The organism is Paenibacillus sp. FSL R7-0273 (assembly GCF_000758625.1).
Taxonomy (GTDB): Bacteria; Bacillota; Bacilli; order Paenibacillales; family Paenibacillaceae; genus Paenibacillus_AQ.
This window is the reverse complement of sequence record NZ_CP009283.1, coordinates 5,009,515-5,033,634: the sequence shown is the minus strand read 5'-3', so window position 1 is coordinate 5,033,634 and position 24,120 is coordinate 5,009,515. Positions and strand designations below refer to the sequence as shown.

21 protein-coding genes are annotated in these 24,120 nt (G+C 51.9%); 16 read left to right on the top strand and 5 right to left on the bottom strand.

The features are described from left to right. Positions 1 to 4 precede the first annotated feature (4 nt). From R70723_RS21785 to metE, 3 genes are all read left to right on the top strand, one after another. A complete protein-coding gene (locus tag R70723_RS21785; protein ID WP_039875321.1) occupies positions 5 to 640 on the top strand; it encodes a DedA family protein in 636 nt (211 codons plus the stop codon). 12 nt (positions 641 to 652) lie between these two features. Then, the gene (locus R70723_RS21780; RefSeq protein WP_039875318.1) at positions 653 to 1,513 is read left to right on the top strand and encodes an undecaprenyl-diphosphate phosphatase; all 861 of its coding nucleotides are present in this window, start codon (positions 653 to 655) and stop codon (positions 1,511 to 1,513) included. A 402-nt stretch (positions 1,514 to 1,915) separates the two neighbouring features. Continuing rightward, on the top strand, positions 1,916 to 4,207 hold the full coding sequence (metE, locus tag R70723_RS21770; RefSeq protein ID WP_039875315.1) for a 5-methyltetrahydropteroyltriglutamate--homocysteine S-methyltransferase: 2,292 nt from the start codon (positions 1,916 to 1,918) through the stop codon (positions 4,205 to 4,207). Between the two features lie 64 nt (positions 4,208 to 4,271). Here the strand turns inward: metE and R70723_RS21765 are convergent, their stop codons facing one another. Continuing rightward, positions 4,272 to 4,649, bottom strand: a complete 378-nt coding sequence (locus R70723_RS21765) for a VOC family protein (protein WP_039875313.1) — start codon at positions 4,647 to 4,649, stop codon at positions 4,272 to 4,274. A 202-nt stretch (positions 4,650 to 4,851) separates the two neighbouring features. Continuing rightward, positions 4,852 to 5,004 carry a DUF1540 domain-containing protein gene (locus R70723_RS33015; RefSeq protein WP_076418496.1) on the bottom strand — a complete coding sequence of 51 codons (153 nt, stop codon included), beginning with the start codon at positions 5,002 to 5,004 and terminating at the stop codon, positions 4,852 to 4,854. Positions 5,005 to 5,409: 405 nt separating this feature from the next. Between R70723_RS33015 and R70723_RS31680 the strand changes: the two genes are divergently transcribed. Then, positions 5,410 to 6,543: a DUF4349 domain-containing protein gene (locus tag R70723_RS31680; protein ID WP_052421415.1), complete on the top strand. Its 1,134-nt coding sequence runs from the start codon at positions 5,410 to 5,412 to the stop codon at positions 6,541 to 6,543. A 122-nt stretch (positions 6,544 to 6,665) separates the two neighbouring features. On the opposite strand, the gene msrB is transcribed toward R70723_RS31680, so the two are convergent. Further along, a complete protein-coding gene (gene msrB / locus R70723_RS21755; protein WP_047171195.1) occupies positions 6,666 to 7,652 on the bottom strand; it encodes a peptide-methionine (R)-S-oxide reductase MsrB in 987 nt (328 codons plus the stop codon). 84 nt (positions 7,653 to 7,736) lie between these two features. After that, on the bottom strand, positions 7,737 to 8,255 hold the full coding sequence (locus tag R70723_RS21750; protein WP_039879112.1) for a TVP38/TMEM64 family protein: 519 nt from the start codon (positions 8,253 to 8,255) through the stop codon (positions 7,737 to 7,739). Positions 8,256 to 8,387: 132 nt separating this feature from the next. Between R70723_RS21750 and R70723_RS21745 the strand changes: the two genes are divergently transcribed. From R70723_RS21745 to R70723_RS21700, 10 genes are all read left to right on the top strand, one after another. Next, positions 8,388 to 9,323 carry a Gfo/Idh/MocA family protein gene (locus R70723_RS21745; RefSeq protein WP_039875312.1) on the top strand — a complete coding sequence of 312 codons (936 nt, stop codon included), beginning with the start codon at positions 8,388 to 8,390 and terminating at the stop codon, positions 9,321 to 9,323. A gap of 24 nt (positions 9,324 to 9,347) precedes the next feature. Beyond that, entirely contained in the window at positions 9,348 to 9,671 is a 324-nt protein-coding gene (locus R70723_RS21740; RefSeq protein ID WP_039875311.1) for a protein YxiS, read from the top strand. A 126-nt stretch (positions 9,672 to 9,797) separates the two neighbouring features. Continuing rightward, positions 9,798 to 10,115, top strand: a complete 318-nt coding sequence (locus R70723_RS21735; RefSeq protein ID WP_039875309.1) for a winged helix-turn-helix transcriptional regulator — start codon at positions 9,798 to 9,800, stop codon at positions 10,113 to 10,115. Between the two features lie 253 nt (positions 10,116 to 10,368). Further along, positions 10,369 to 11,091: a hypothetical protein gene (locus tag R70723_RS21730; protein WP_039875307.1), complete on the top strand. Its 723-nt coding sequence runs from the start codon at positions 10,369 to 10,371 to the stop codon at positions 11,089 to 11,091. A 145-nt stretch (positions 11,092 to 11,236) separates the two neighbouring features. Then, positions 11,237 to 12,487, top strand: coding sequence for a hypothetical protein (locus tag R70723_RS21725; RefSeq protein ID WP_039875306.1), 1,251 nt, complete (start codon positions 11,237 to 11,239; stop codon positions 12,485 to 12,487). A gap of 132 nt (positions 12,488 to 12,619) precedes the next feature. Beyond that, a complete protein-coding gene (gene ric / locus R70723_RS21720) occupies positions 12,620 to 13,330 on the top strand; it encodes an iron-sulfur cluster repair di-iron protein (protein ID WP_372238262.1) in 711 nt (236 codons plus the stop codon). Positions 13,331 to 13,559: 229 nt separating this feature from the next. Then, the gene (locus R70723_RS21715; RefSeq protein ID WP_039875302.1) at positions 13,560 to 14,258 is read left to right on the top strand and encodes a hypothetical protein; all 699 of its coding nucleotides are present in this window, start codon (positions 13,560 to 13,562) and stop codon (positions 14,256 to 14,258) included. 258 nt (positions 14,259 to 14,516) lie between these two features. Next, on the top strand, positions 14,517 to 16,946 hold the full coding sequence (gene nirB, locus R70723_RS21710; RefSeq protein WP_039875300.1) for a nitrite reductase large subunit NirB: 2,430 nt from the start codon (positions 14,517 to 14,519) through the stop codon (positions 16,944 to 16,946). A gap of 27 nt (positions 16,947 to 16,973) precedes the next feature. After that, the gene (gene nirD / locus R70723_RS21705) at positions 16,974 to 17,321 is read left to right on the top strand and encodes a nitrite reductase small subunit NirD (protein WP_039875299.1); all 348 of its coding nucleotides are present in this window, start codon (positions 16,974 to 16,976) and stop codon (positions 17,319 to 17,321) included. Between the two features lie 24 nt (positions 17,322 to 17,345). After that, a complete protein-coding gene (locus tag R70723_RS21700) occupies positions 17,346 to 18,137 on the top strand; it encodes a formate/nitrite transporter family protein (RefSeq protein ID WP_039875298.1) in 792 nt (263 codons plus the stop codon). Positions 18,138 to 18,331: 194 nt separating this feature from the next. Here R70723_RS21700 and R70723_RS21695 read toward each other — a convergent pair whose 3' ends face one another. Beyond that, positions 18,332 to 19,051: a Crp/Fnr family transcriptional regulator gene (locus R70723_RS21695; protein WP_260509899.1), complete on the bottom strand. Its 720-nt coding sequence runs from the start codon at positions 19,049 to 19,051 to the stop codon at positions 18,332 to 18,334. 414 nt (positions 19,052 to 19,465) lie between these two features. On the opposite strand from R70723_RS21695, the gene R70723_RS21690 reads away from it, so the two are divergent. Both R70723_RS21690 and R70723_RS21685 read left to right on the top strand, forming a co-directional pair. Further along, positions 19,466 to 21,772 carry a glycoside hydrolase family 65 protein gene (locus R70723_RS21690; RefSeq protein WP_039875297.1) on the top strand — a complete coding sequence of 769 codons (2,307 nt, stop codon included), beginning with the start codon at positions 19,466 to 19,468 and terminating at the stop codon, positions 21,770 to 21,772. Beyond that, complete coding sequence (locus R70723_RS21685; RefSeq protein WP_047171193.1) at positions 21,769 to 24,075, top strand: glycosyl hydrolase family 65 domain-containing protein; 2,307 nt, start codon at positions 21,769 to 21,771, stop codon at positions 24,073 to 24,075. The genes R70723_RS21690 and R70723_RS21685 overlap by 4 nt, the downstream gene beginning before the upstream one ends. Positions 24,076 to 24,120 lie beyond the last annotated feature (45 nt).

Sequence of the window (24,120 nt, the reverse complement as noted above, 5' to 3'; positions counted from 1 at the left end):
AACAATGAAAACCTGGATTACAGACTTTATGGAGCAGTTCGGCTATCTCGGCATTATGCTGATGCTTGCCTTCGAGAACATTTTTCCGCCGATTCCATCGGAGATTATTCTGCCGTTTGGCGGATTCATGACCACCACCTCCGACCTGACCATTCCCGGTGTGCTGATTGCGGCTACCATCGGCTCATTGCTCGGAGCCGTCGTGCTGTACTGGATAGGCCGGCTGCTTGATGTGAGCAGGCTGGAGCGGATTGTGGAGCGCTGGGGCGGATGGCTGCGGATCAGCGCCAAGGATATCCGGCGCGCAGATGCCTGGTTTGATAAATACGGCTACTGGACCGTCCTGTTCTGCCGGATGATTCCGCTGGTGCGCAGCCTGATCTCGATTCCGGCCGGGATGTCCGGGATGAAGTTCGGCCAGTTCATGCTGTTTTCTGCCATTGGTACACTGGGCTGGAACACGCTGCTTATTCTGCTGGGAGCGGCGCTGGGCGAGTCTTGGGAGGATATTACCGGTTATATGGATACTTACTCCAATATCGTATACATCGGGATTGCCGCAGGAGTTGTATTATTGGGGGTATTGTTCATCCGCAGACGGCAAGCCGCCGGCAAAGCACGCAGCCAAACCACAAAATAAGGAGGAGAAAGCATGGAGCTGTTAACTATTATCAAAGCCATTATTCTGGGTATCGTTGAAGGACTGACTGAATTTGCTCCGGTTTCCTCCACCGGCCATATGATCATTGTAGATGACATGTGGCTGAAATCGCAGGAGTTCCTGGGAAAATACACAGCCAACACGTTCAAGGTTGTAATCCAGCTGGGATCCATTCTGGCAGTGGTCATTATTTTCTACAAACGATTCATTGATCTGCTTGGGCTCAAGCGGTTCAGCCGCAAAGAAATGACTGCCGTGCCTGACGGTGTACCTCAGGTGGAGACAGAAGGCCGCCTGAAGCTGGGACAGGTCCTTGTCGGACTTATTCCTGCTGGGGTGTTCGGCCTGCTGTTTGAGGACTATATTGATGAGCATCTGTTTTCAACCTCAACGGTGCTGATTGGTCTGGTCGTCGGAGCAGTCTTTATGATTATCGCAGACCGTTTTGCGCCTAAAAAACCAAAAACAGAAACGGTCGACCAAATTACATACCGTCAGGCACTTTCAGTCGGCCTGATTCAGTGTGTCTCGCTCTGGCCGGGCTTTTCCCGTTCCGGCTCTACCATCTCCGGCGGTGTACTGCTGGGGATGAGCCACCGGGCGGCTGCCGATTTCACCTTTATTATGGCAGTGCCGATTATGGCCGGAGCGAGCCTGATCTCGCTGGTCAAGAATTGGCAGTACTTTACACTGGACGCACTGCCGTTTTTCATCGCCGGCTTCATCAGCGCCTTTTTGTTCGCACTGCTGTCCATGCGCTTTTTCCTTAAACTAATTAACCGGATCAAGCTGCTGCCGTTTGCGATCTACCGGATTGTGCTGGCTGCAGTGGTCTATCTCATCTGGTTCTAAGCGGCCGGACGGGCTGCATCCATAAACCGAATTTATAGCAGGCTGCCGGAAGCGGCGGCTCCACCCGGAAAGGGCAGGAGCTGCCGCTTTTATGCGGTTTGCCTGCTGTTTCCGGCGGTTATGGATGCGGCGGACGGGACAGGCGGGCAGGATGAGCATAACGGCAGAGCAGCTGCACAAGGCACCGGCGGTGTCAGCTATAGGGAAAGTGTATAGCCGGAAAACGACAAAGCTGTTGCGGGCAGGCCGTGCAGTTCAGTATGATTGCAGCAGATCAGATGCACGGCAGCAGCGGAGCTTAGCGCCGGACTGACCGGAGGATAACTGGAATGATTACATCATCATCCGTACGCATCATATAACAACGGTAATAAACTATATGAAATTCAGGAGTGAACAATAATGGCTAACAAACTGATTACCAGCAGCCTCGGCTATCCGAGAATCGGCAGAAACCGGGAGTGGAAGAAGACGCTAGAGTCGTATTGGGGCGGCAAGATCAGCGAGGAGGTATTCCGTGCCGAAATGGCCGGACTGCAGCTCCAGCACCTCAGAACACAGCAGGAGGCAGGGATTGACCTGATTCCGGTTGGTGATTTCACCTTCTATGATCATGTACTGGACACGGCAGCTATGTTCGGCATCGTACCGCCGCGCTACGGCTATAACGGCGGGGAGATTCCGCTGGACCTGTATTTCGCCATGGCCCGCGGAAATGCAGAGGCGCCTGCCTGCGAAATGACCAAATGGTTCAATACCAATTACCACTACATCGTCCCGGAGATCGGCAATCAGACACCGGTGCTTACGGCCAACAAGCCGCTTGCCGCCTACAGGTTCGCCAAGGAACAGGCAGGGATCGAAGGGAAGCCGGTTATTCTCGGCCTGTACACCTTCCTGAAATTGTCCAAGGGATTCCGTGCTGCGGATATCGCAGCAGTGGCAGACAGCTTTCTGCCGGTCTACATTCAGCTGCTTCAGGAGCTGCAGCAGGAGGGGGTTGCCTGGGTACAGGTTGACGAGCCGGCGGCGGTTACCGGACTGAGTACGGACGACCTGGCCCTGCTGGAGAGCATCTATCAGACGATTGCCTCGAAGGTACCGGGACTTCAGCTGCTGCTGCAGACTTATTTCGAGGCTGTTGAGCCGCTGGAGGCACTGCTGAAGCTGCCGGTGGCCGGTCTTGGCCTGGACTTTGTCCACGACGGAGGAGCCAGCCTGGAGGCTATCGGACAGCTTGGCTGGCCGGAAGATAAGTGGCTCGGGGCAGGGATCATTGACGGTCGCAACATCTGGCGCAGCGATGCTTCGGCCAAGCTGGAGCTGGTTAGCCGATTGACCGGCTTCGTACCGGCTGAGCGGCTGATACTGCAGCCCTCGTGCAGCCTGCTGCATGTGCCGGTAACGGTGCAGGGTGAGGACCGGCTGAAGAGCACGGTCAAGAATGCCATTGCCTTCGCAGACGAGAAGCTGGCAGAGCTGAGCCTGATTGCTGCAGCGGCGCTGGATGAGCAGGGCAGCTACGCTGCCGCGCTGGAAGAGAACCGCAAGGCGCTGGCACTGTTCCGCGCCCTGCCGGAGCGCGGCCGAGGCGATGTAGCCGAGCAGGTGAGCAGTCTGCAGCAGCTTCCGGACAGCCGTACCCTGCCCTTTGCCGAGCGGCAGAAGGTTCAGCGTGATAAATGGAAGCTGCCGCTGCTGCCGACAACGACCATCGGCAGCTTCCCGCAGACGGCTGAAGTACGCCAAGCCCGGCTTAAATGGCGCAAGGGCGTATGGAGCCAGGAGCGCTACGACGGGTTTGTCCGCCAGCAGATTGCCGATGCGATTGCCTTTCAGGAGGAGCTGGGGCTGGATGTACTGGTGCATGGGGAGTTTGAGCGGACAGATATGGTGGAGTTCTTTGGCGAGAAGCTGGCCGGCTATCTCTTCACCAAAGGCGGCTGGGTGCAGTCCTACGGCTCACGCTGCGTGAAGCCGCCGGTCATTTACGCTGATGTCGCTTTTGTTGAGCCTATGACAGTCAAGGAGAGCGTCTATGCCCAGTCGCTGACCAGCCTGCCGGTAAAGGGAATGCTGACCGGCCCGGTGACAATCCTCAACTGGTCGTTTGTCCGGGATGACCTGAGCCGTGAAGAGGTAGCGAACCAGATTGCCCTAGCGCTGCGCCAGGAGGTCAAGGCGCTGGAGGATGCCGGAATCGAAATGATCCAGGTCGATGAGCCGGCCATCCGTGAAGGGCTGCCGCTGAAGGCAGAGGACCATGAGCATTATCTGAACTGGGCGGTAAGAGCCTTCCGGATTGCTACGAACCCGGTCAAGGATACAACGCAGATTCATACGCATATGTGCTACAGTGAATTCAATGATATGATCGGGCAGATCTCAGCGATGGATGCCGATGTAATCTCCATTGAAACCTCCCGCAGCCACGGCGAGCTGATCGTCAGCTTTGAGGAGCAGGAGTACGATAAGGGCATCGGCCTGGGGGTGTACGATATTCACAGTCCGCGTGTACCGGACGTCGGTGAAATGACAGCCAGCATTGAACGCGCGCTGCGTGTGCTGGATGCCGGGCAGTTCTGGATTAATCCGGACTGCGGCCTCAAAACCAGAGGCTGGGAGGAGACCGGAGCTGCGCTGCGCAACATGATAGAGGCGGCAGAGCAGGTAAGAAAAGCGGTCTTAGTGTAAATGCATTAGACATAATAAACGCCACCACAGCAGCTGTGGTGGCGTAATTGTCGTTGTCAGGATACTATTTTTGCACAATTGCAAAATAGTTGTTCTCATCATCGGCGAAGTTAAACACCCTGCCCTCCGGCATGTCGACCAGCTCTCCGACAGTGATGCCTTTTGCCTGAAAGTCCTTATACAGTGTGTCAAGATCATCTGCGTACAGCAGAATGGACGGTGTGCCCAGATTAAGCTCAGGCTGCATCTCAGCGATAAGCTGCTTGTTATGAAGCACGAAGGAGGTCTGCAGCCCTGCAGCCGGGGCAATTTCAATCCAGCGCAGCCCTTGGCCGTTGTCAGCCTCGGATACCTTAACAAAGCCGACTTTTTCGGTCCAGAACCGCAGTGCCTGGTCCTGGTCATTCACATACAGCATAATTTGGCCGATTTGCTTGATCATCTGTAACCCTCCGGATTCAATTTACGTGAAAGCGTAAAGCAATTGTACGTTCTTTCACCGTCGTTTGCAATATTGCCACAAAACCGGAAGTTTCAAAAAAACTGAATACTTTTTTCACGGAAACACTTGATAATAATTATCATTCTTGATACTATAGGAACAGAAAAGAAGGAACCGTGGAGGGTCCCTTCTAGGGTATTACTTATTTGCTTTCGAAGGTTTTGCAGTCTGTTTCTTCGGAGTGCTTAGGCTCCTTGGAGCTGTGATAAGCAACAAAGATGGATTCAGCGCTGCATTTGTTCTCTTCAGCCCAGTAAGTGCAAGAGTTAACTGCACACATAACGTCTTTTGCCATGAGGGTCACCTCCCCTTATAGTAAATTCATATTTGCCTTATACAGAAATGACTTGACCTGTTCGACAAGGTGGAGCTTGTCCAAACAGCCCTTTACCCTTATTCCCAGGAATATAGGGTATTTGTTATGCTTGTCTTCTCAGACATGACAATTGTAGCAAATAAAATGAAAATTCGCAAACAAGATGTTCCGGCTGACGGAGTATCTTGTTTTTTTGTATGTCTGTATTGTTAATTATAATTTGCGGCTTTGAAAAAGCTGCTTTTTTCCCATTTCTCCTGCAACCTTCCAGCTTTTGGAACGTCAAATGAGGTAGGCGGATCAGTTGAACACAGACAAAAGCTGACCGCCGGCAAAGCAGAACAAAAGAAGCGGGATATCCACTACACTTTTGGAGGAATGAGTATGCGAAAATGGGGTCTGCATTACTTAACAGGTTTACTGGTTCTGGCGGTCATACTGGCAGGCTGCGGTTCCGGCAACAACAACTCGGCCAGTGATAATGCAAGCATGGCTAATATGGATGCATCTTCTGAGGCTCTGACACAGGCTGCACCTGCAGCTGCAGAAACATCAGAGTACAGCAGTGCCGCAGACACAAGCGCAGAGACAACGTCACGCGGAGAAGCAGCAGGCGGAGGTAGCCCGGTTGATAAGGGTTCCGGCTCAGGGCAGCAGGAGGCAGACAGTACAGCGGGGTTTAGCGGTGTTGACGTTGCAGCCGGACTGAACAAAAAGCTGATCTACAAAGCGAACATTACCATGGAAGTGGAGGATTACGGCACTGCCCAGTCGGAGGTGCGGAATCTGGTTACCCTGACAGGCGGCTATATCATCGGGTTCACTGAGAATATGTCGGATTACGAAAAAGGCGGAACCTTTATTATGAAGGTGCCGGCTGCCGGGTTTTCACCGTTTCTGGATAAGCTGGAGCAGATAAAGAACGAGGGAATACAGCGGAGCATCGAGGGCCAGGATGTGTCGGAGGAATATGTGGATCTGGAAGCGCGCCTGAAGGCGAAGCAGCTGATGGAGAAGCAATATATCGATTTTATGTCCAAAGCGACCAAGTCCTCTGACCTCGTTGCCTTTGCGAATGAGCTTGGGGCCATTCAGGAGTCGATCGAGCATATTAAAGGCAGAATGCGTTACATCGATCAGAATGTATCGTTCTCCACAGTGGAGCTCCGGCTCTACCAGAGTGATTCGGGCATCGTTGATATTCAGAAAAAAGAGCAGGGCCCGCTGCTGACACGGGCATCTGATGCACTGACGAAGAGTCTGCATGCCTTGTCGGTGACATTCCAGTGGCTGTTTGTCTTCCTGGCGGCTGCGCTGCCAATCTTAATCGTAGCAGCCATCATTGTATTCATCGCGCTCGTAATCCGCAAACGGCTAAAGCAGCGGGAAGCGGCTAATCCGGGGCGGATCCGGCAGACGGGCAGAAGTCAGCAGCAGGCCTTGGCGCAGCAAGACAACGGTAAGCTCCCTGCAGAAGCAGCCCCCGGCAAAGAAGAGGCTGAGGAACTGGATAAGTAGCTTGAATAACCATTAATTTATAGCTGGTAATAAAAAGCCTCCAGACCGTTATTTAACGGACCTGGAGGCTTTGTCTGTGTTTAGGCGGATTGCCTGGTTAAAGGGAGCTGATCAGCCCGGGCTTAAGCATACTGGAAAAGCACCCGGTATTCGCCGTAACCTTCCTTTTCGAGGTCTTCCTTGGGAACGAAGCGCAGGGCAGCAGAATTAATGCAGTAGCGCAGGCCGTTCTCGCCCGGACCGTCGGTAAAGACATGGCCGAGATGTGAATCGGCAGTCTGGCTGCGCACCTCGGTACGGATCATCAGATGGCTGAGATCTGTCTTCTCTTTGACCGCGTAGTCGCGGACCGGACGGGTGAAGCTAGGCCAGCCGCAGCCGGAATCATATTTGTCTGTGGAGCTGAACAGCGGCTCTCCGGAAACAATATCCACGTACAGGCCGTCGCCGTGATGATCCCAAAACTCATTGCGGAACGGGGATTCAGTAGCGTTATTCTGTGTCACTTCATACTGGAGCGGGGTCAGGCGCGTCTTCAGGCTCTCTTTATCTTCTTTATGCTTCCAGTGGGTTTCGATAAAAGCTTCCCGGCCGGAGCCCTTGCGGTAACGCTTATAATGTCCCGGATTCTTATGATGATAATCTTGGTGATATTCCTCGGCAGGGTAAAACGGCTTGGCCGGCAGGATCGGCGTTACAATCGGTGCCGAAAAACGTCCGCTTGCGGCAAGCTCAGCCTTCGAAGCTTCAGCCTCAAGCCGCTGCTCCTCAGAATGATAGAAGATGGCCGTGCCGTACGAGGTCCCGCGGTCATGGAACTGGCCGCCGGCATCTGTCGGATCAATCTGCTGCCAGAACATCTCCAGGAGCTTGCTATATGGAAAAATGTCCGGATTAAATGTAATTTGTACCGCTTCGACATGCCCGGTAGTTTCTGAGCATACCTCCTGGTAAGTCGGATTAACCGTATGGCCGCCTGTATACCCGGAAATGATTCCGGCTATGCCCGGCAGGTCTTCGAACGGGGATACCATGCACCAGAAGCAGCCGCCTGCAAAGGTTGCTTGTTCTGTCTTAGAGCTTATATGTTCAGCTTGAAATTCACTCATCAATATCCCTCCATATTCTAGAATGCAATTAAATAGATCACAATCTAAAGCTATTATAAAACAAACAGGCATCACCTGCCAACGCTATTCAAACAGCCGGTCTCCAAGAAATGCATATAAGGCAATGCCTGGAAGCTTGCCGATACCGGTTGCCGCAAGGTAGCTCCAAAAGGGAAGGCCAGCTGCCCCGGCATAAATATTGACTGCCGATTGCGGTACCACCGGAGCAAGGCGGGCCACAATGACCGATACAAACGGACGGCGCTGTACAGCCGAAGTGAATTTATGCAGGGAAGGCACGGAAGCCAGATAAGTGACTGCACGCTGCTGGAACAGATATTTTACTAAGCCGTACATAATTGCAGCCGCAAGGGTGGTTGCGCACCAGCAGATCAATAATGCAGAAGTGCTGCCGTACATATAGCCGAATAACCCGATAATCAGCTTGTACGGCAGGACGGGGAAAAAAGCCAGCAGTGTTGCGGCAATAAAAGACAGCACCGGGCTGTGGTCTGCACGCAGCCACTCCAGCAGATCATATCTGTAGATAAACGTAAGGATTATAAGCGAAACATACAGGAATACGGTCAACCATTTTCTCATCTCTACTATGCCCCTTCATAAGCTGTTCACCCCATCATACTGAAAAAAAACGAATTAATGAAGCAAAGATCATTGCCGCCGCAAGATGTCACGGTATAATACATCTATACGACATGTAAAGGAAGATGTACTATGAATACTCCTGTGCGCAAAAGAGTGGCAATGATCGGGATCGGCGACATTGCCCGCAAAGTATATCTGCCGCTGCTGTCCCGCCATGATCAGGCGGAGATCGTCGGCATACTGAGCCATTCACCGGCAACCGTACAGGGAGCGGTCCGTTCCTACCGCCTTGCCAAAGGGACGACCGATCTGGATGAGCTGCTGTCCTGGGATTTGGATGCAGTATTTGTGCACAGTCCCACTACAACCCATTATGAGTATGTTACAAAATGTCTGGAGCATGGATTGCCGGTGTATGTGGATAAGCCGCTGTCATACAACCTGGAGGAATCGCAGCGGATGGCTCAGCTGGCCGGGGACCGGGGGCTGCTGCTTGCAGTCGGCTTTAACCGGCGTTTTGCACCGATGTATACGGCAGCCAAGACCTGGCTGGAGAAGGCCGGAGGCATCAGCCTGTGCCATGCGGTCAAGCACCGTACGGGTGTGCAGAACGGCAGCAGCCATGAGACGATCCATGATGATCTGATCCATATGCTTGATTTGCTGCTGTGGCTGTGCGGGAATGATTATGAGCTGCTCAGAAGCCGTCTTATAGCCGATAGTGAAGGCCGTCTGCTCCAGTCCTCCGGAATGCTTGGCTGGGATACCGGTGCCACCGGAATGTACAGTATGGTCAGGGATGCCGGAGCTGATCTTGAGAAGCTGGAGCTGCACGGCAGCGGGAGATCGGTGGAAGTAACGGATCTGGAGAAGGCTGTATTATATGAAAAAGGTGCCCTGCCGCGTAACCAAAGCTTCGGAAGCTGGGATACGGTGCTGGAGCGCAGAGGGTTCAGCGGGGCGGTTAAGCATTTTTTGAGTACGCTTCATACACCGGAGCAGTGCAGCATCGCCGCATCTAACGTATTGGCGAGCCACAGGCTGGCTGCAGAGCTTACTGACTGACGAGGAATTGAGAGGAGCTAGAGCATGGACGATTACCGCAAATCAATGGAGGAACAAATCATCGAGAGCTATAAGCGGGATGAGGAAATGATGATTCTTGTGTTTGCGCAGTGGTGTGTGAACAACAAGCTGGATCCGCATGAGCTGTATTTGCAGGCTTATCCGCAGCAGGAGGGGAACGCCGCACTCGGCCGGGCGCTTGCCCTGACCGTACCTGAAGAGGAAGCAGGCGATATTTCCGACGATACCGTTCTCGGTGTGCTGTCGCTGTACGGAAATGATGATCTTGCTTATGTAGTGACAGAAGCGATTGCCCGGCGCAAGCCGCAGCAAGGCACAGGGGATTGACACTGCGGATATAATAGGATAGGGCAGATGAACTTTTTTTTGGTAAACGATGTTCATTGCGCTATAAATATGTTAAAATTATATATACTAACTAATAGTAAGCTTTTCAACTGAGAGGTGAGAACAATGGAAGAGCATCAGCTGACGATGTGCCCAAGATTCGAAACGGCCTTCTCTTTCTTAGGCAAACGCTGGAATGGACTTATTATCCAGACATTGATGAGCGGCCCGAAGCGCTTCAAGGATATTTCCGGACTGATTCCGTCAATGAGCGATAAAATGCTGTCGGAACGGATGAAGGATCTGGAATGCGAAGGCATTCTGGTCAGACATGTGTACCCCGAAACGCCGGTGCGCATTGAGTATGAATTAACGCCAAAGGGCCGTGCGCTTGAGCCGGTCATGCAGCAGATTCAGTCCTGGGCGGAGAGCTGGGTCGAGTAATCCCTGCTTCGGAAGTCCTGTTGATAGCCCCTTTTTCCATTACTGGAGAGAGGGGCTTTTTCAACCCGAGGCTGAAGGTATATTAAATTTTATTAAAATAAAACTTGCACAACTGACGTAGAAATGTAATATAATAGGAAAAACTGTCGTAGCCAGCCTGTCTGTCCGCTGATGATGATGCCGTAGGGAATATGAGTGAAAGCGTATTCAATAAGCGAAGTCCGTTCTGCAGAACATTTAGGAGGCGAGGAAGATGAAAACGACCTTGTTTTCCCGGGAGATAGCCTATGGAAAAGAGGATGTTGCCGAACTGGAGACCGCTTCGATCAAAGTGCAGCTTATTTATGATAAGGCGCTGTTCATGCTGCACGGCCATCTTCCCGGCTCCTTGTGGGATTCGTGGATCGGCGTGCCCTATGAAATCATTTCCTCTCTATATAAAGGGGATAATGACAGCGGAAGTGTGTTTCAGAAATGGATTCAGAGTCCCTCCGGCTGGAAATGTATCGGCTGCGAGCGGCATTGCCTGGAGCCCGGGGATGCTGCAGACGTGGCTGCAGCAGGAAGCCGGCGGCTGTTCACCTTTCATAACGGAATAAGACAGAGCATGGTGCTGCAGGCAGTAATATGGTCACTTTATGAGAATACACTGCTGTTTCAGCATTATCTGGGCAATGAGGCTTTTCTGGACGGCGATGACCTGGATACGATATCAAATTATTTTGTGCCGACTTATGTCAGCCCATTCAGGCTGATTGAGAACGGCAAGCCTTTTAAGGAATACAGGGAAGATCATATACAGGTGTATCAGGAATGGATATCCGCCCCCGATCTTGTTCTGCAGTGGAACGGCGGCCTGACTGAAGGAAGGTGGATGACCGGCGTATATGTGGATCATTCCAGGTTCGCCGGACTGGGTCCTTATCTGAAGGATGCGCAGGGCAAGCGTACGTATATGCAGGCTACTGTCCGCTAATCATTGTTGCTGACACTATGTAAAGCACCTCTTGCTTAGAGGTGTTTTTTTATGTTAGTTAGGCGATTTTTATCGCAGCAAGGCTCTGGTATATTGGTTAAAATGGATTAAATATACAATTTAATCCAATGTCCCGGAGGTCATTATGAGAAGATGGATCGTACTTATACTAATCATTCTTGTGGTCACAGCTGCAGTGGGGCCTGTTACAGTCCATGCTGCAAGCCAACAGAAAATTGTAAATATAGGGACCTGGAAGCATCCGGTAAAGGAGGCTTTTAAGGCTGCTGGAGTAACCCTGAAGCAGGTGGAGTTCTACCAGAATGGTACCTACCCTAAATTTTATGTGGAGCTTCCGTTCATACTTCTGGAAAACAGCGAGCAAGAGGTGATGGAGCTGGCGGCGGCGGTGGCCCGTGCCAACGGTTACTGGAGCTATGAACTGATTGACAGCAGGCAGGCGACTACAATTAAGGTGCTTTCGGATCCTAAAAAGAAAGCTATAAGAACAGTGACTGTAAACGGTAATGCACATTTTTTTGACCAGCGCTTTGATAAATATCTGTCCGGGATTACCAATCTTGCTGAATTAAATGTGAAGGCATCGGGAGATATAGATAACGACTCAAAAACAGAATATGTAGTCTACACCCAATTAGAGCCAGAGGATACGGCAGAAAAAGTAGAGCTTCATGTGATCCGTCAGAACGGTAAGCGGTTTGAAAATCTGGGGAAGCTAGAGGATGCCGTATTCGTAGTCCACGGGCTGGATCATGTGGAGATTCTAAAGCTGGATCAGAGCGGTAAAAAACATATCGCTGTTTACATGGAGGGGATTTTAGGCGGAGAGGGCTTCAATCTGTACCAATGGACAAATAACAGGCCTGTTCTTCTGGAAAGTAATTTCCCGAATGCCACCGGGCAAGGGAAACGTTATCTGGAGGATATAGATGCAAACGAAATTATGGACAGTGTATCTGAATATAGCTACGAGGATTTACAGGGCCATCAGCTGTTTATCTATCATCCGTATGACAGATCAGCTTCTGATAAATATAAAGTGTTATATCACAACGGGCACGGACAATTTACTTATCCGGATAGCGCTGAGTCGGTAATCAGAAACTACCTTGAGGACAGCCTCTGGCCGGAGGCTTATTCTGCGGAAATGAAGCGGATGGCAGCTGATCCGGAAATCTTGAAATTTAAAGTGAGTAAGGTTATGGAGATTGGATTGCTGGAATACGGGGAACTGGATCTTACGTACACCACACTCTCTCACAAGAACGGGGTGAAAATAATAAAGGTAACCCAGAACAGCGGGGATTATTCAAGGTCTCTGAAATTTACAATGGTAACAAGCAGCGGACAGTGGAAAATTAAGCGTATCGAGTGATTCGTTCAATAAAATTTTATATATTCAGTGCGTTTAATCACTAGGCCGTGCCCCTGCGGGCGTTATTGTGTAGAGGTAAGAAAGAACCTAGACCAATAACACGAGGGAGGGCCCACTATGACGGCCAATCAAATAAACCATACAACTGAACAGCTTAGCTTCAGCGGTGAAGATTTTGTAAGAGATATCGTACTGAAATTCCCGAAAGCAGCAGATTACTTCAAAGGACAGCGGATCGATTTCTGCTGCGGCGGTGCAAAGCCGCTTACTGAAGCAGCCGAAGAGAAGGGCCTGAATGCAGAGGGGCTGCTCAGTGACCTGCACAAGCTGGTGGAGGAGCATCCGGTGCTTGAAGAGGATACAAAATGGAATCAGGCTTCGCCGCGCGAACTGGTAGAGCACATTGTGAACAAGCATCACCGCTACCTGCGTGAAGAGCTTCCGCAGATCAGCCAGAATGTAACCAAGGTCTTCCGCGTGCACGGTGAGGATTCCCCGCACCTGGCCGAAGTACACCGCCTGTTCAACCTGCTGCGTGAAGATCTGCTGAAGCATACGGCACAGGAAGAGGAATTGGAATTTCCTAAAATGCTGGCTTACAGTGAAAGTCCGAGCGAAGAAAAACTGGCTGAGCTGCATGAGCTGCTGCATAATCTGGAGCAGGAGCATGAAGGAGCCGGCGAAATTCTGCGTGAGCTGCGTGCGGTTACCAATGACTTTACTCCGCCGCCGCATGCCTGCACAACCTACCGCCTGACCTATGCCCGTCTTGAGGAGCTGGAAGGCATGACCTTTGAGCATGTGCATCTGGAGAATAATAACCTGTTCCTGCGTTATCAATAAGCGGAGCAGTGTGTGATGGTAATGGCCCCTTTGGGGGCCTTTTTTCGGTGCAGTTAACTATTTCTAATCATTCTTCAGTCTCCAGCAGTAAATATTCCGCAAAATGACAGCAGTATGATTGAGAAGCCTGTCTTTTTACGTTATCCTTTAATAAGACTAATACATACAGACTACAAGCCTGATAAATTGCTGGAAGCTGTGTTCAGGCTATAAAGGCGGTGCCGGAGAAATGCAAGTGAAGTTGCTGTGGCGGGTGTGTCTGGGACTCTTGCTGATTGGAATTGCCGGGGGCTGTGATGCCCTGAACGGAAAGCCGGAGGTAAATAGCAATGCTGCTGCCAATGCTGTTCAGCCTATATTTGCTGTGAAAGTGGGGGACGCAGATTTTACCGGCAGCGCTGGCCGTCAGATCAGTGATGCCTATCAGCCGGAGACTACGATTAAAGGGCTGCTTGCTGCCAGCGGCCTGGTCACTTTTGCCGGAGACGGGAAGTCGCTTGAGACAGTGAATCAGATATCACTCAGTCCGGGTATGGCTTGGCAGATACAGCTAAACGGTAAAAAGGCAGCCGATCTAAACGCTGTGGTAAAGCGTGAGGATACTATCCTGATTACAGCCGAACCTCTGCAGGACGCTGAGTTTCAGCCCGTCATTCTGACCGTGAACGGCGGAAGCAGCCAGCCTGAGCTGACTCACTCCTATGTTATGCCTTATACCGAGGATTTGACGGTGAGGGGAATGCTGAAGAGCAGCGGGCTGGCCCATCTGGCCGAGAACAACAAGACACTGCTTGCTGTCAAAGAATACAAGCCGCTCTCGAATGAAGAGTGGAAGCTGAAGCTCAATGACAAGACGCTGCTGGACAGCGGGATCGATATGAAGCTGCGGATCCAGGACAAGCTGGAGATTTCCCTTGTTCTGCGGTAAGCGAACGTCATCTGTAGGCAGGCAGACTATGCCGGATTCTTCTATATGCCATTATTGGCTATAGAGAATCCGGCTATTTATTTTGCAAACTTCAGGTGTTGTTTCGAACTATATGTAAGCTTACATGACATGTAATATTGTGAAAACATTCACAATTATTGTGATTGTAATCACAAATGCCATTTAAATTTAAAATGTATAATTCAGGTACGAGATAAAATTCAAAGAATTTTAAAGAGCTTCGGGGAGGTTTTAACAGTGAGAGTGGAGAGAGAAAAATTAGTATTGATAGGCAATGGTATGGCGGGCGTAGGGACTATTGAACAGATTTTGAAGCTGGGCGGCGCTTATGATATTACGATCTTCGGCAGCGAGCCTCACCCCAACTATAACCGGATTATGCTGTCCTATGTGCTTGAAGGCAGCAAAAGCATTGAGGATATCATTCTGAACGACCGCCAGTGGTATGCAGACAATAATATTACGCTGCACACAGGAACGACGGTAGTCAAGATTGACGAGGAAGCCCGGCAGGTCATCGCAGAAAACGGACTGGCTGTTCCTTACGATAAAGTTATTATTGCAACAGGCTCCAATTCCTTCATCCTGCCTGTTCCGGGCAGCACCAAGGAAGGTGTAGTCGGCTTCCGTGACATTGCTGACTGTGATGCAATGCTGGCGGCTGCCAAGCAGTACCGTACAGCAGCAGTTATCGGCGGCGGTCTGCTCGGACTTGAAGCAGCCAAGGGCCTGGTTAACCTCGGTATGGATGTGACGGTAGTGCATCTGCTCGAGGATCTGATGGAGCGTCAGCTGGACCATACGGCTTCGTCGATGCTGCAGGCTGAGCTTAAGCGCCAAGGCGTGAAGTTCGCTATGGGCAAGCAGACCGCAGAGCTGACCGGAGATGAACGTGTTAACGGACTGAGATTCAGTGACGGCTCGGAGCTGCAGGCGGATTTCGTGGTTATGGCAGTTGGCATCAAGCCGAACACTCAGCTGGCTAAGGACAGCGGTATTACCGTGAACCGCGGGATCGTCGTTAACGACTATCTGCAGACTTCAATGGAGAATGTCTACTCTGTCGGCGAATGTACCGAACACCGCGGAACCTGCTACGGTCTGGTAGCCCCGCTGTTCGAGCAGGGCATGGTGCTTGCAAAACACCTGTGCGGAGCAGCCACACAGCCATATGAAGGTTCGGTTGTATCGACCAAGCTGAAAATTTCCGGCGTGGATGTCTTTTCGGCAGGCGAATTTACAGATACACCGGAGCATACCGTGATCTCCGCTAAAGACGAATGGAAAAGAACCTATAAGAAGATTTTGCTCAAAGATAATGTTATTGTCGGTGCTGTACTGTTCGGTGATGTTACCGAATCTGCAAATCTGCAGAAGCTTGTGAAACAAGGCACAGAGATGACGGATGAGATTTATAGCGAAGTAATGGGTACCGGCTGCTGCGGCGGAGGCGGAAATGCCAAAAAGGGCATGTCCGTGGAAGCGATGGCTGATGAAGAAATTGTCTGCGGCTGTAACGGGGTCACCAAAAAAACAATCGTCGATGCGGTAACAGAGAACGGCTTTACCACTGTTGATGAAATTAAGGCGTGCACCGGAGCCACACGCTCCTGCGGCGGCTGTAAGCCGGTTGTTGAACAGATTCTGCAATTCGTGCTCGGCGACAGTTTCAAGGAGAGTGCCAAAGCCGGTATCTGCGGCTGCACCCCGCTCAGCCGTGATGAAATTGTGGCCGAGATTACAGCCAAGGGACTCAAGACCACTAAGGAAGTTATGAACGTGCTGGAGTGGAAACAGCCTGAAGGCTGCTCCAAGTGCCGTCCGGCCGTCAACTATTACCTGGGCATGATTTATCCGGATACGCATGAGGACGAGAAGGAATCGCGCTTCGTCAATGAACGCATGAGCGCCAATATTCAGAAGGACGGTACCTTCACTGTTGTTCCGCGTATGTACGGCGGCGTGACTACACCTGAGGATCTGAAGCGGATTGCCGATGTATCCCTGAAATATGATGTGAAGGTAGTTAAGGTAACCGGCGGACAGCGTCTGGACCTGATCGGTGTCAAAAAGGAAGATGTGCCAAAAGTGTGGGAAGAGCTGGATATGCCTTCCGGTTACGCCTACGCCAAATCGCTGCGCACCGTCAAAACCTGTGTCGGCAACCAGTTCTGCCGGTTTGGTACACAGGACTCGATGGGTGTAGGGGCTATGCTGGAGCGTAAATACGAACGCCTTGATTTCCCTGCCAAATTCAAAATGGCGGTAAACGGCTGCCCGCGTAACTGTGCGGAATCATGCACCAAGGACATTGGTATCGTTGGTAACGATGGCGGCTGGGAAGTGTTCATCGGCGGTAACGGCGGGATCAAGCCGCGTATTGCAGATGCCTTCTGCAAGGTGAAGACGGATGAAGAGCTGGTTGAAGTGTGCTCTGCCGTGATGCAGTTCTACCGTGAAACCGGAAATTATCTGGAAAGAACCTCTGAGTGGGTGGAACGTATGGGTCTTGAGAAGATCCAGAGCGTGATCCTGAACAACGATGAGAACCGCAGGGAGCTGGCGGCGCGGATTGATTTTGCTCTGGCCCAGGTGTCCGATCCGTGGAAAAAAATGCTCAAGGAAGAAGACACACGCAGCGCCCTGTTCGAAAAGGTCCAGCACTAAAAGAAAAGCCCAGGAGGAGAGAGAACGATGGAAAACACAAACCATGAGTATACGATAGGAACGGCCCAGCATTTCCTGCCTCAGATTGGCCGTGTAATCGGCTGCGGTCCGGTGGAGCTGGCTGTGTTCAAAACCTCGGATGGCCAGATTTTCGCGGTGGAGAACAAAAATCCTCACCCGAAGGGCGGTCCGCTAGCAGAAGGGATCGTGTCCGGGCATTATCTGTACGATCCGCTCTATGACTGGAAAATTGACCTGCGCAGCGGTGAGGTTCAGGCTCCCGATAACGGCAAAGTGGCCACATTTCCTGTTACTGTAGACGGGGACACTGTTAAGGTCACCCTGCAGGGCGCATTAATTCAAAGCCAAATTTAAGATAAGAAACGGCGGGGTGGAGAGATGTTTACGCAAAGCGTCGAGAACATCGTAGAAGCAGCAGTCAGCAAACGGGACAAAATGAATGAAAATTTACCGCGGTACTTTTTGGCCGCACTGCTTGCCGGGGCATATGTCGGAATCGGAATTATTCTAATCTTCTCATTGGGAGCACCGCTGGCGGCGATCAAATCGCCGTTCCAGCCGCTCGTAATGGGCGCCTCCTTCGGGATCGCGCTGACCCTGGTCATTTTCGCCGGCTCAGAGCTGTTCACCGGGAACAATATGTTTTTTACCGTCAGTACCCTTGCCGGAAGAACATCAGTATGGGACACGGTCAAAAACTGGGTGATCGTCTTTATCGGCAACGTCGGCGGAGCTGTTATCCTGGCTCTGCTGATCCAGGGAACGGGATTATTCAAGGCAGCTCCTGCGGAGCATCTGATCTTCGCTGCTGCTGCCAAAAAGATGACCCTCCCTTTCTCGGAGCTGTTCTTCCGCGGCATCCTCTGTAACTGGCTTGTCTGTCTGGCCATCTGGATGTCCTCCCGTGCTAAGAGCGAAGCCGCTAAGCTGGTGCTGATCTGGTGGTGCCTGTTCGCCTTCATCGCCAGCGGCTATGAGCACAGTGTAGCCAATATGACCTTGCTCAGTGTAGCGGTTCTGCTGCCTAACCACCCTGAAACGGTCTCGGTAGCCGGCTGGCTGCACAACATGATTCCGGTTACGCTCGGCAATATCATCGGCGGCGGCTTGTTCGTCGGCGCAGCGTACTGGCTCATCTCTCCCGTCCGCAATACGTTCAGCAAACGTTAAGGAAGTACTGATAAGCTGTCCTGAGGCAATAGCCCTCAGGGCAGCTTTTTGTTGGTTAAGCTTGCTGCCAGTGGCGTTTGACCGCAGAAAAAAAGACGCCTGCACGGCGCCTTTGACCACTCTATTTTATTATTCATAATATTTGGGCCAGAACTGTTTCAATGAGGAGAATAGAGGGTATTATGATTAGGGAATTAAATCCGGCAAATTTCGTTCGGACACATCTCGCAATGGCAGATTTCCTGCAGCATGCCCAGATCCTTAATAACAATCATGCCATTCTCGTATTCAACCGCATCTTTTTTACGCAGATCGCTCAGCATCCGGTTGACGCTCTCACGGGTAGCGCCGATCATGTTGGACAGATCCGTATGCGTAATTTTTTTGTTGATCAGAATATTGTCGCCATTCTTCTCGCCATAGGTATTGCCAAGGCGGATCAGAGTGGAGCAAAGTGCACCCGGTTTGCCGTACATCATCAAATCACGGAATTTCGTCTGTGTGAGACGGTGGTGAATGCCCATCCATTTCATGAAATCAATGGCAAAGTCGCAATGCTGGCAGATCAGAATTTCCAGATCCTTCTGTTCGATTACACCAACTTCGCTTTCTTCAATAACCTCAGCTGTGAAGCTATGCTTGGTGCTGAAGAACGGGTCGGCCTGACCCACCATATCACCAGCCTGATACATATAAAGAATGAGTTCCTTGCCTTCGTCAGTAGATTTAGTCAGCTTCACGCGTCCACGTTTGATATAAAACAGTTTATCCGAGTAGTCGCCTTCCCAGAACAAGTGTGATCCTTCAGGGACCATACGCTCCTTCATTGTAACGAGAAGTCTGTTGAAATTCTGTTCGGAGAAACAGTTTGTATTTCCGTGGGCTTCGATAACATTGTAATGTTCCTTTATCATAATCGACATCCCCTTTATTCCCTCAGTTTTTCAGTAAATTTTAAATTAATTATACATGGTAATTCCTCTTTATGGTTAAAAATTTTCGCGAAAAAGTGTCGAATTTTTAACATTGTGATAATTTTCACTTCAAATGTGTGAGATTTAATATGTTTTCTGCCCTTTCAGGGGGAAGAATCCATATTTAACGTCTATTATAACAGCGGTTTCCCATTTTGCACAATTGTTGGGAGACGGCTTATTTATGTTTTTATCCGGGAAAGAGACATTTTATATTGATTATATGGTGAAGTGCGCAATTTATTCAACTCCGTAAAAATGCACATAACTCCGTTACAGCCTGACATTGGCCCCCGCCTGCTTCACAGGTACGCTGGAGATGAGCATCAAAAAACGGAGAGGGAGCAATCACACATGGCTAAAATAGCGGACAGATATTTAAAGGTTGATCCGTGGGCAGTAACGGAAGAGGGATTTGATCCGGAGCGTAACAGAGTGTCGGAGTCGATATTTTCGCTAGGCAACGAGTATATGGGGGTGCGGGGCTATCCGGAGGAGGGCTACTCGGGGGATATGCTGCTGGGCAGCTATTTTAACGGATTATATGAAGAGCACGCCATCGGCAACCACTACAAAGGGATCATCCGCTCGCTGCGCTATATGGTGAACGCGGTGGACTGGCTGTATACGCGGCTTACGGTTGACGGGGAGCAGCTGGATCTGGCCCGCAGTAAGGTGAAGGATTTCCGCCGCAGGCTGGACTTTCACACCGGTGTCTACTCCCGTGAATTCTTGTGGCTGCTGGAGAACGGTAAAGAGCTGAAGGTCACGTTCACCCGGCTGGTCAGCATGACGATGTCACATCTCGGGCTGCAGCAGGTGGCTTTTGAGCCGCTTAATTTCACGGGTGAGGTGCAGGTGTGTACAGGGCTTGACTTCGGTGCAGTCCATGAGGAGCGCGGACAAAGCATGTGGAAAAGCCTGCGCAGCGGCTCCGCGGAGGGAATTACGGCAATTATGGCGGAAACGCTGACTACCGGTAACAGGCTGTTCTCCGGCTTTGTCCTGCAGTCACCGGCTGAACTGAATCCATGTCTGGTAGAGCGTGACAGGTTCGTGGGCCAGTCCTTCACACTGCCTTTAATAGAAGGGGGAAGGATTCATTATACGAAGCTTGCCGTCAACTATGCGGACACCGGGAACGCAGGTACTCCAGAGCTGTTGTGGGTGAAGGGCATGAAGCTTGCCGGTGAAGCAGCCGGGCTTGAGGCGGGGGAGGTCTTTGAGGCTCAGGAAGCTTATTGGCGCGGGATTTGGGAGACCAGCGATATCTCAATCGAAGGGGATGAGGAGAACCAGCAAGGCATCCGCTTCTGTATTTTTCAGCTGTACCAGACGTACCACGGTGATCATCCGGGCTATAACATCGGGGCGAAGGGCCTGACCGGCGAAGCTTACCGGGGACTGGCATTCTGGGATACAGAGTCTTATTGCCTGCCCTTTTACATGTTCAACAATCCAAAGGCAGCCCGGAGCCTGCTGGAGTTCCGCTACAAGACACTGCCGGAGGCGATGCAGCGGGCGAGGGATGTGGATTGTGAAGGCGCCTGCTATCCGATAGCGACGATTGACGGAACCGAAAGCTGTGACCTGTGGCAGCATTCCAATCTGCAGCTGCATGTCGGAACGGCTGTCTCGTACGGGATCTGGCATTATGTAAAAAATACGGGTGACGTGGAGTTTCTCTACAGTAAAGGCGCCGAGATGCTGATTCAGATCAGCCGCTTCTATGCCACACGCGGACAGTGGGGGGCACGCAGCGGGCAATACGGCTACTTTGGCGTAATGGGACCCGATGAATTCCAGCTGATGGTGAATAATAACTGCTACATCAATCTGATGGCCAAAAAGCTGTTTGAATACACAAACGATACGCTGGCACATATGCGGGAAGCTGTGCCGGAAAGGTTTGCCGCGCTGGTTGCCCTGACTGCGCTGCGTGAAGAGGAGCTTTCGGACTGGGCGAACAAAGCGGAGCATATGAAGATTCCGTGCGACCCGGCCAGCGGAGTGTATGAGGAGCATGACGGGTTCTTCGATATGCCGCATATGGATATCCACTCCATTCCGGTTACCGAGTTCCCGCTCTATTCGAACTGGTCCTATGACCGGCTGTACCGTTATGACATGATCAAGCAGCCTGATGTGCTGATGTTCATGTTCCTGTATAACAGTGAATTCACCAGGGAAGCCAAGCTTGCCAATTATGAATATTATGAGCCGCGCTGTATTCATGAATCCTCCCTGTCTCCGTCGATCCATTCGATTCTCGCCAGTGAAACCGGCAAGCATGAGGAGGCGTACCGGTTCTTTGAATTTGCCACCCGGCTGGATCTGGATAATTATAACCGGAACACCCGTGAAGGGCTGCATACCACCTCGATCGCTGCAGCCTGGATGAACATCGTGTACGGATTTGGCGGCATGCGTTCAGACGGGCAGCGGCTCAGCTTCAGTCCAACGCTGCCGGAGCGCTGGACCTCCTACAGCTTCCATGTACAGTACGAAGGAGTGCTGATCCGCCTGGCGGTCACGCAGGAGGGCGTGCAGATACAGGCTGTTTCCGGAGGAAGCGCAGATATTATCGTTTACGGACAGCGGGTTACGGCTGGGACGGATATTGTAACGCTCCCGCTCGCTGAAGGGCTGGTGGCCGGATGAACTGGGTGACAGCGGACAAGGAGTTCAGCCGCGGGAAGATTGTTACAAACGGCAATAAATATATGACCGGCAACGGTTATATGGGCTGCCGCGGGACGCTGGAGGAATTCGGCAAGGAGCAGCTTGCCGCCGTCACCCTGGCCGGAGTATATGATCAGGCCGGAGGGAAGTGGCGCGAGCCGGTCAACGCGCCGAACGCGTTGTTTACCAGGCTTAGCTGTAATGGCAAACGGCTGGGAGTGCTCGACGCAGAGCCGCTTTTGCACAAGCAGGAGCTGGACATCTCCTGTGCGCTGCATAAGCGCGAGACGGTGTATGGCATCAGCGGAGGCGAGCTGGTTTTTGCAGCTGAGCGCTTCGTCAGCATGGATCAGCTGCATGTGCTGGCATCCCGGCTTAGCCTGACTGCCACAGCGGATTGCCGGATCGAGCTGGAGACGGGCATTGACGGTGAGGTATGGGATATTAACGGCCCGCATCTGTACGGTCTGCAGGAGCAGAACGCCGCCGGTATGCTTCTGGCTTCGGCAGTTACAGGTGAGCTTGCCCTGCAGGTGGCGGTAGCAGAAAAGACGGTGTACGGGTTTGAGGCGCAGGAAACGGCGGGGGAGGGCGCTCGGCGGTTCATCGCTTTTGACGTAAAGGCCGGAGAGGTTTATGAATGGTTTAAATACGCGGCGGTCTATACGGAGCTGGACTGCAGTGATCCGGACGTATTGGCCGTGCAGAATGTCCGTACGGCGGAAGCAGCCGGCTATGGACAACTGCTTACAGCGCACCGTGAGGCCTGGGCGGCACGCTGGAAGAGGAGTGACTGTCTGATCGAAGGAGATGACGCGGCACAGTTTGCACTCAGATACAGCATCTACCAGCTGCTCATTATCGCACCGACAGCGTCGGAGAAGGTATCTATTCCGGCCAGAGGGCTGTCCGGACAGGTGTACAAAGGCGCTGTATTCTGGGATACGGAGATGTTCATGCTGCCCTTTTTTCTGCACAGTGACCCCGGTACAGCCCGTAACCTGCTGATGTACCGGATTCACACGCTGGACGGGGCGCGGCGGAAAGCGGCGGAATACGGGTATCTTGGCGCCTTTTACGCCTGGGAGAGCCAGGATTCGGGGGATGATGCGTGTACGCTTTTTAATGTGAACGATGTATTTACCGGAAGACCCATGCGTACCTATTTCCGTGATAAGCAGGTGCATATCAGCGCAGATGTGGTACATGGAATCTGGCAGTATGTTGCGTTTACCGGAGATGACAGCCTGCTGGCTGACGGCGGAGCGGAAGTGATCTGGGAATGCGCCCGCTTCTTTTATTCCTATGCCTACTATAATCCGGTTAAGCAGCGCTATGAAATTCTGGATGTTACCGGTCCTGACGAGTACCATGAACGGGTCAATAACAATGCCTTCACTAACGCTCTGGTGCACCGGACACTGGAAGTGGCAATTGAGTGCTCGGAGCTGCTTCAGGCCATGTTCCCGGAGCGGTATCAGCAGCTGGCAGGGCAATTCGCAGGCGGGCCGTTCCTGAAAGAGTTCCGGGAAATGCTGGATGGCTTATATGTTCCGCAGCCTGATCCGGACACCCTGCTCATCGAGCAGTTCGACCGCTACTTCAAGCTGGAGGATGTTCCGCTGGCAGAGCTGAAAGCCCGGGTGCTTCATCCGAATGAGTATTTTGGCGGCGGAAACGGGCTGGCCGCTACGACCGCTATTCTTAAGCAGGCAGATGTGGTGCTGATGCTGAATTTGTTCAAAAGCTCCTTCTCGAAAGAAGTTAAGCAGGCTAACTGGGAGTACTATGAGCCGCGGACGGAGCATGGCTCCAGTCTCAGCCCATGTATCTATGCGCTGGTAGCGGCAGATATCGGTTCCCCTGACTGGGGCTACCCTTATTTTATGCGTACGGCGACTGTGGATTTGACCGGAGAATCCAAGCAGTATGTCGGGGACCTGTACATTGGCGGAACGCATCCGGCTGCGAACGGAGGAGCCTGGATGGCGGCGGTGCTCGGCTTTGCCGGCGTGGAGTTTGACGGGGAGACGCTGCGGGTGCAGCCTGCCCTGCCCGGGCAATGGACGGCAGTGGAGCTGCCGCTGAGCCTGCGGGGCGACAGCTTCCGGCTGAGAGTCAGCCGGGAGGAGATAACCGTTAGTTCTGCGGCGGGCAACGAAGGCGCTCTTAAGGTATGCGCGTCCGGCAGCGAAGATCAGCTGTGCCGGCCGGGTACGGTGCTGACGCTACGGACGGCGGGGGCTGCGGGTTCAAATGTAAGTGCCAATACTGCTGAATAACAGTGATAAATATGAACCTAAAGTAACAACAGGGAGGTCATGAAT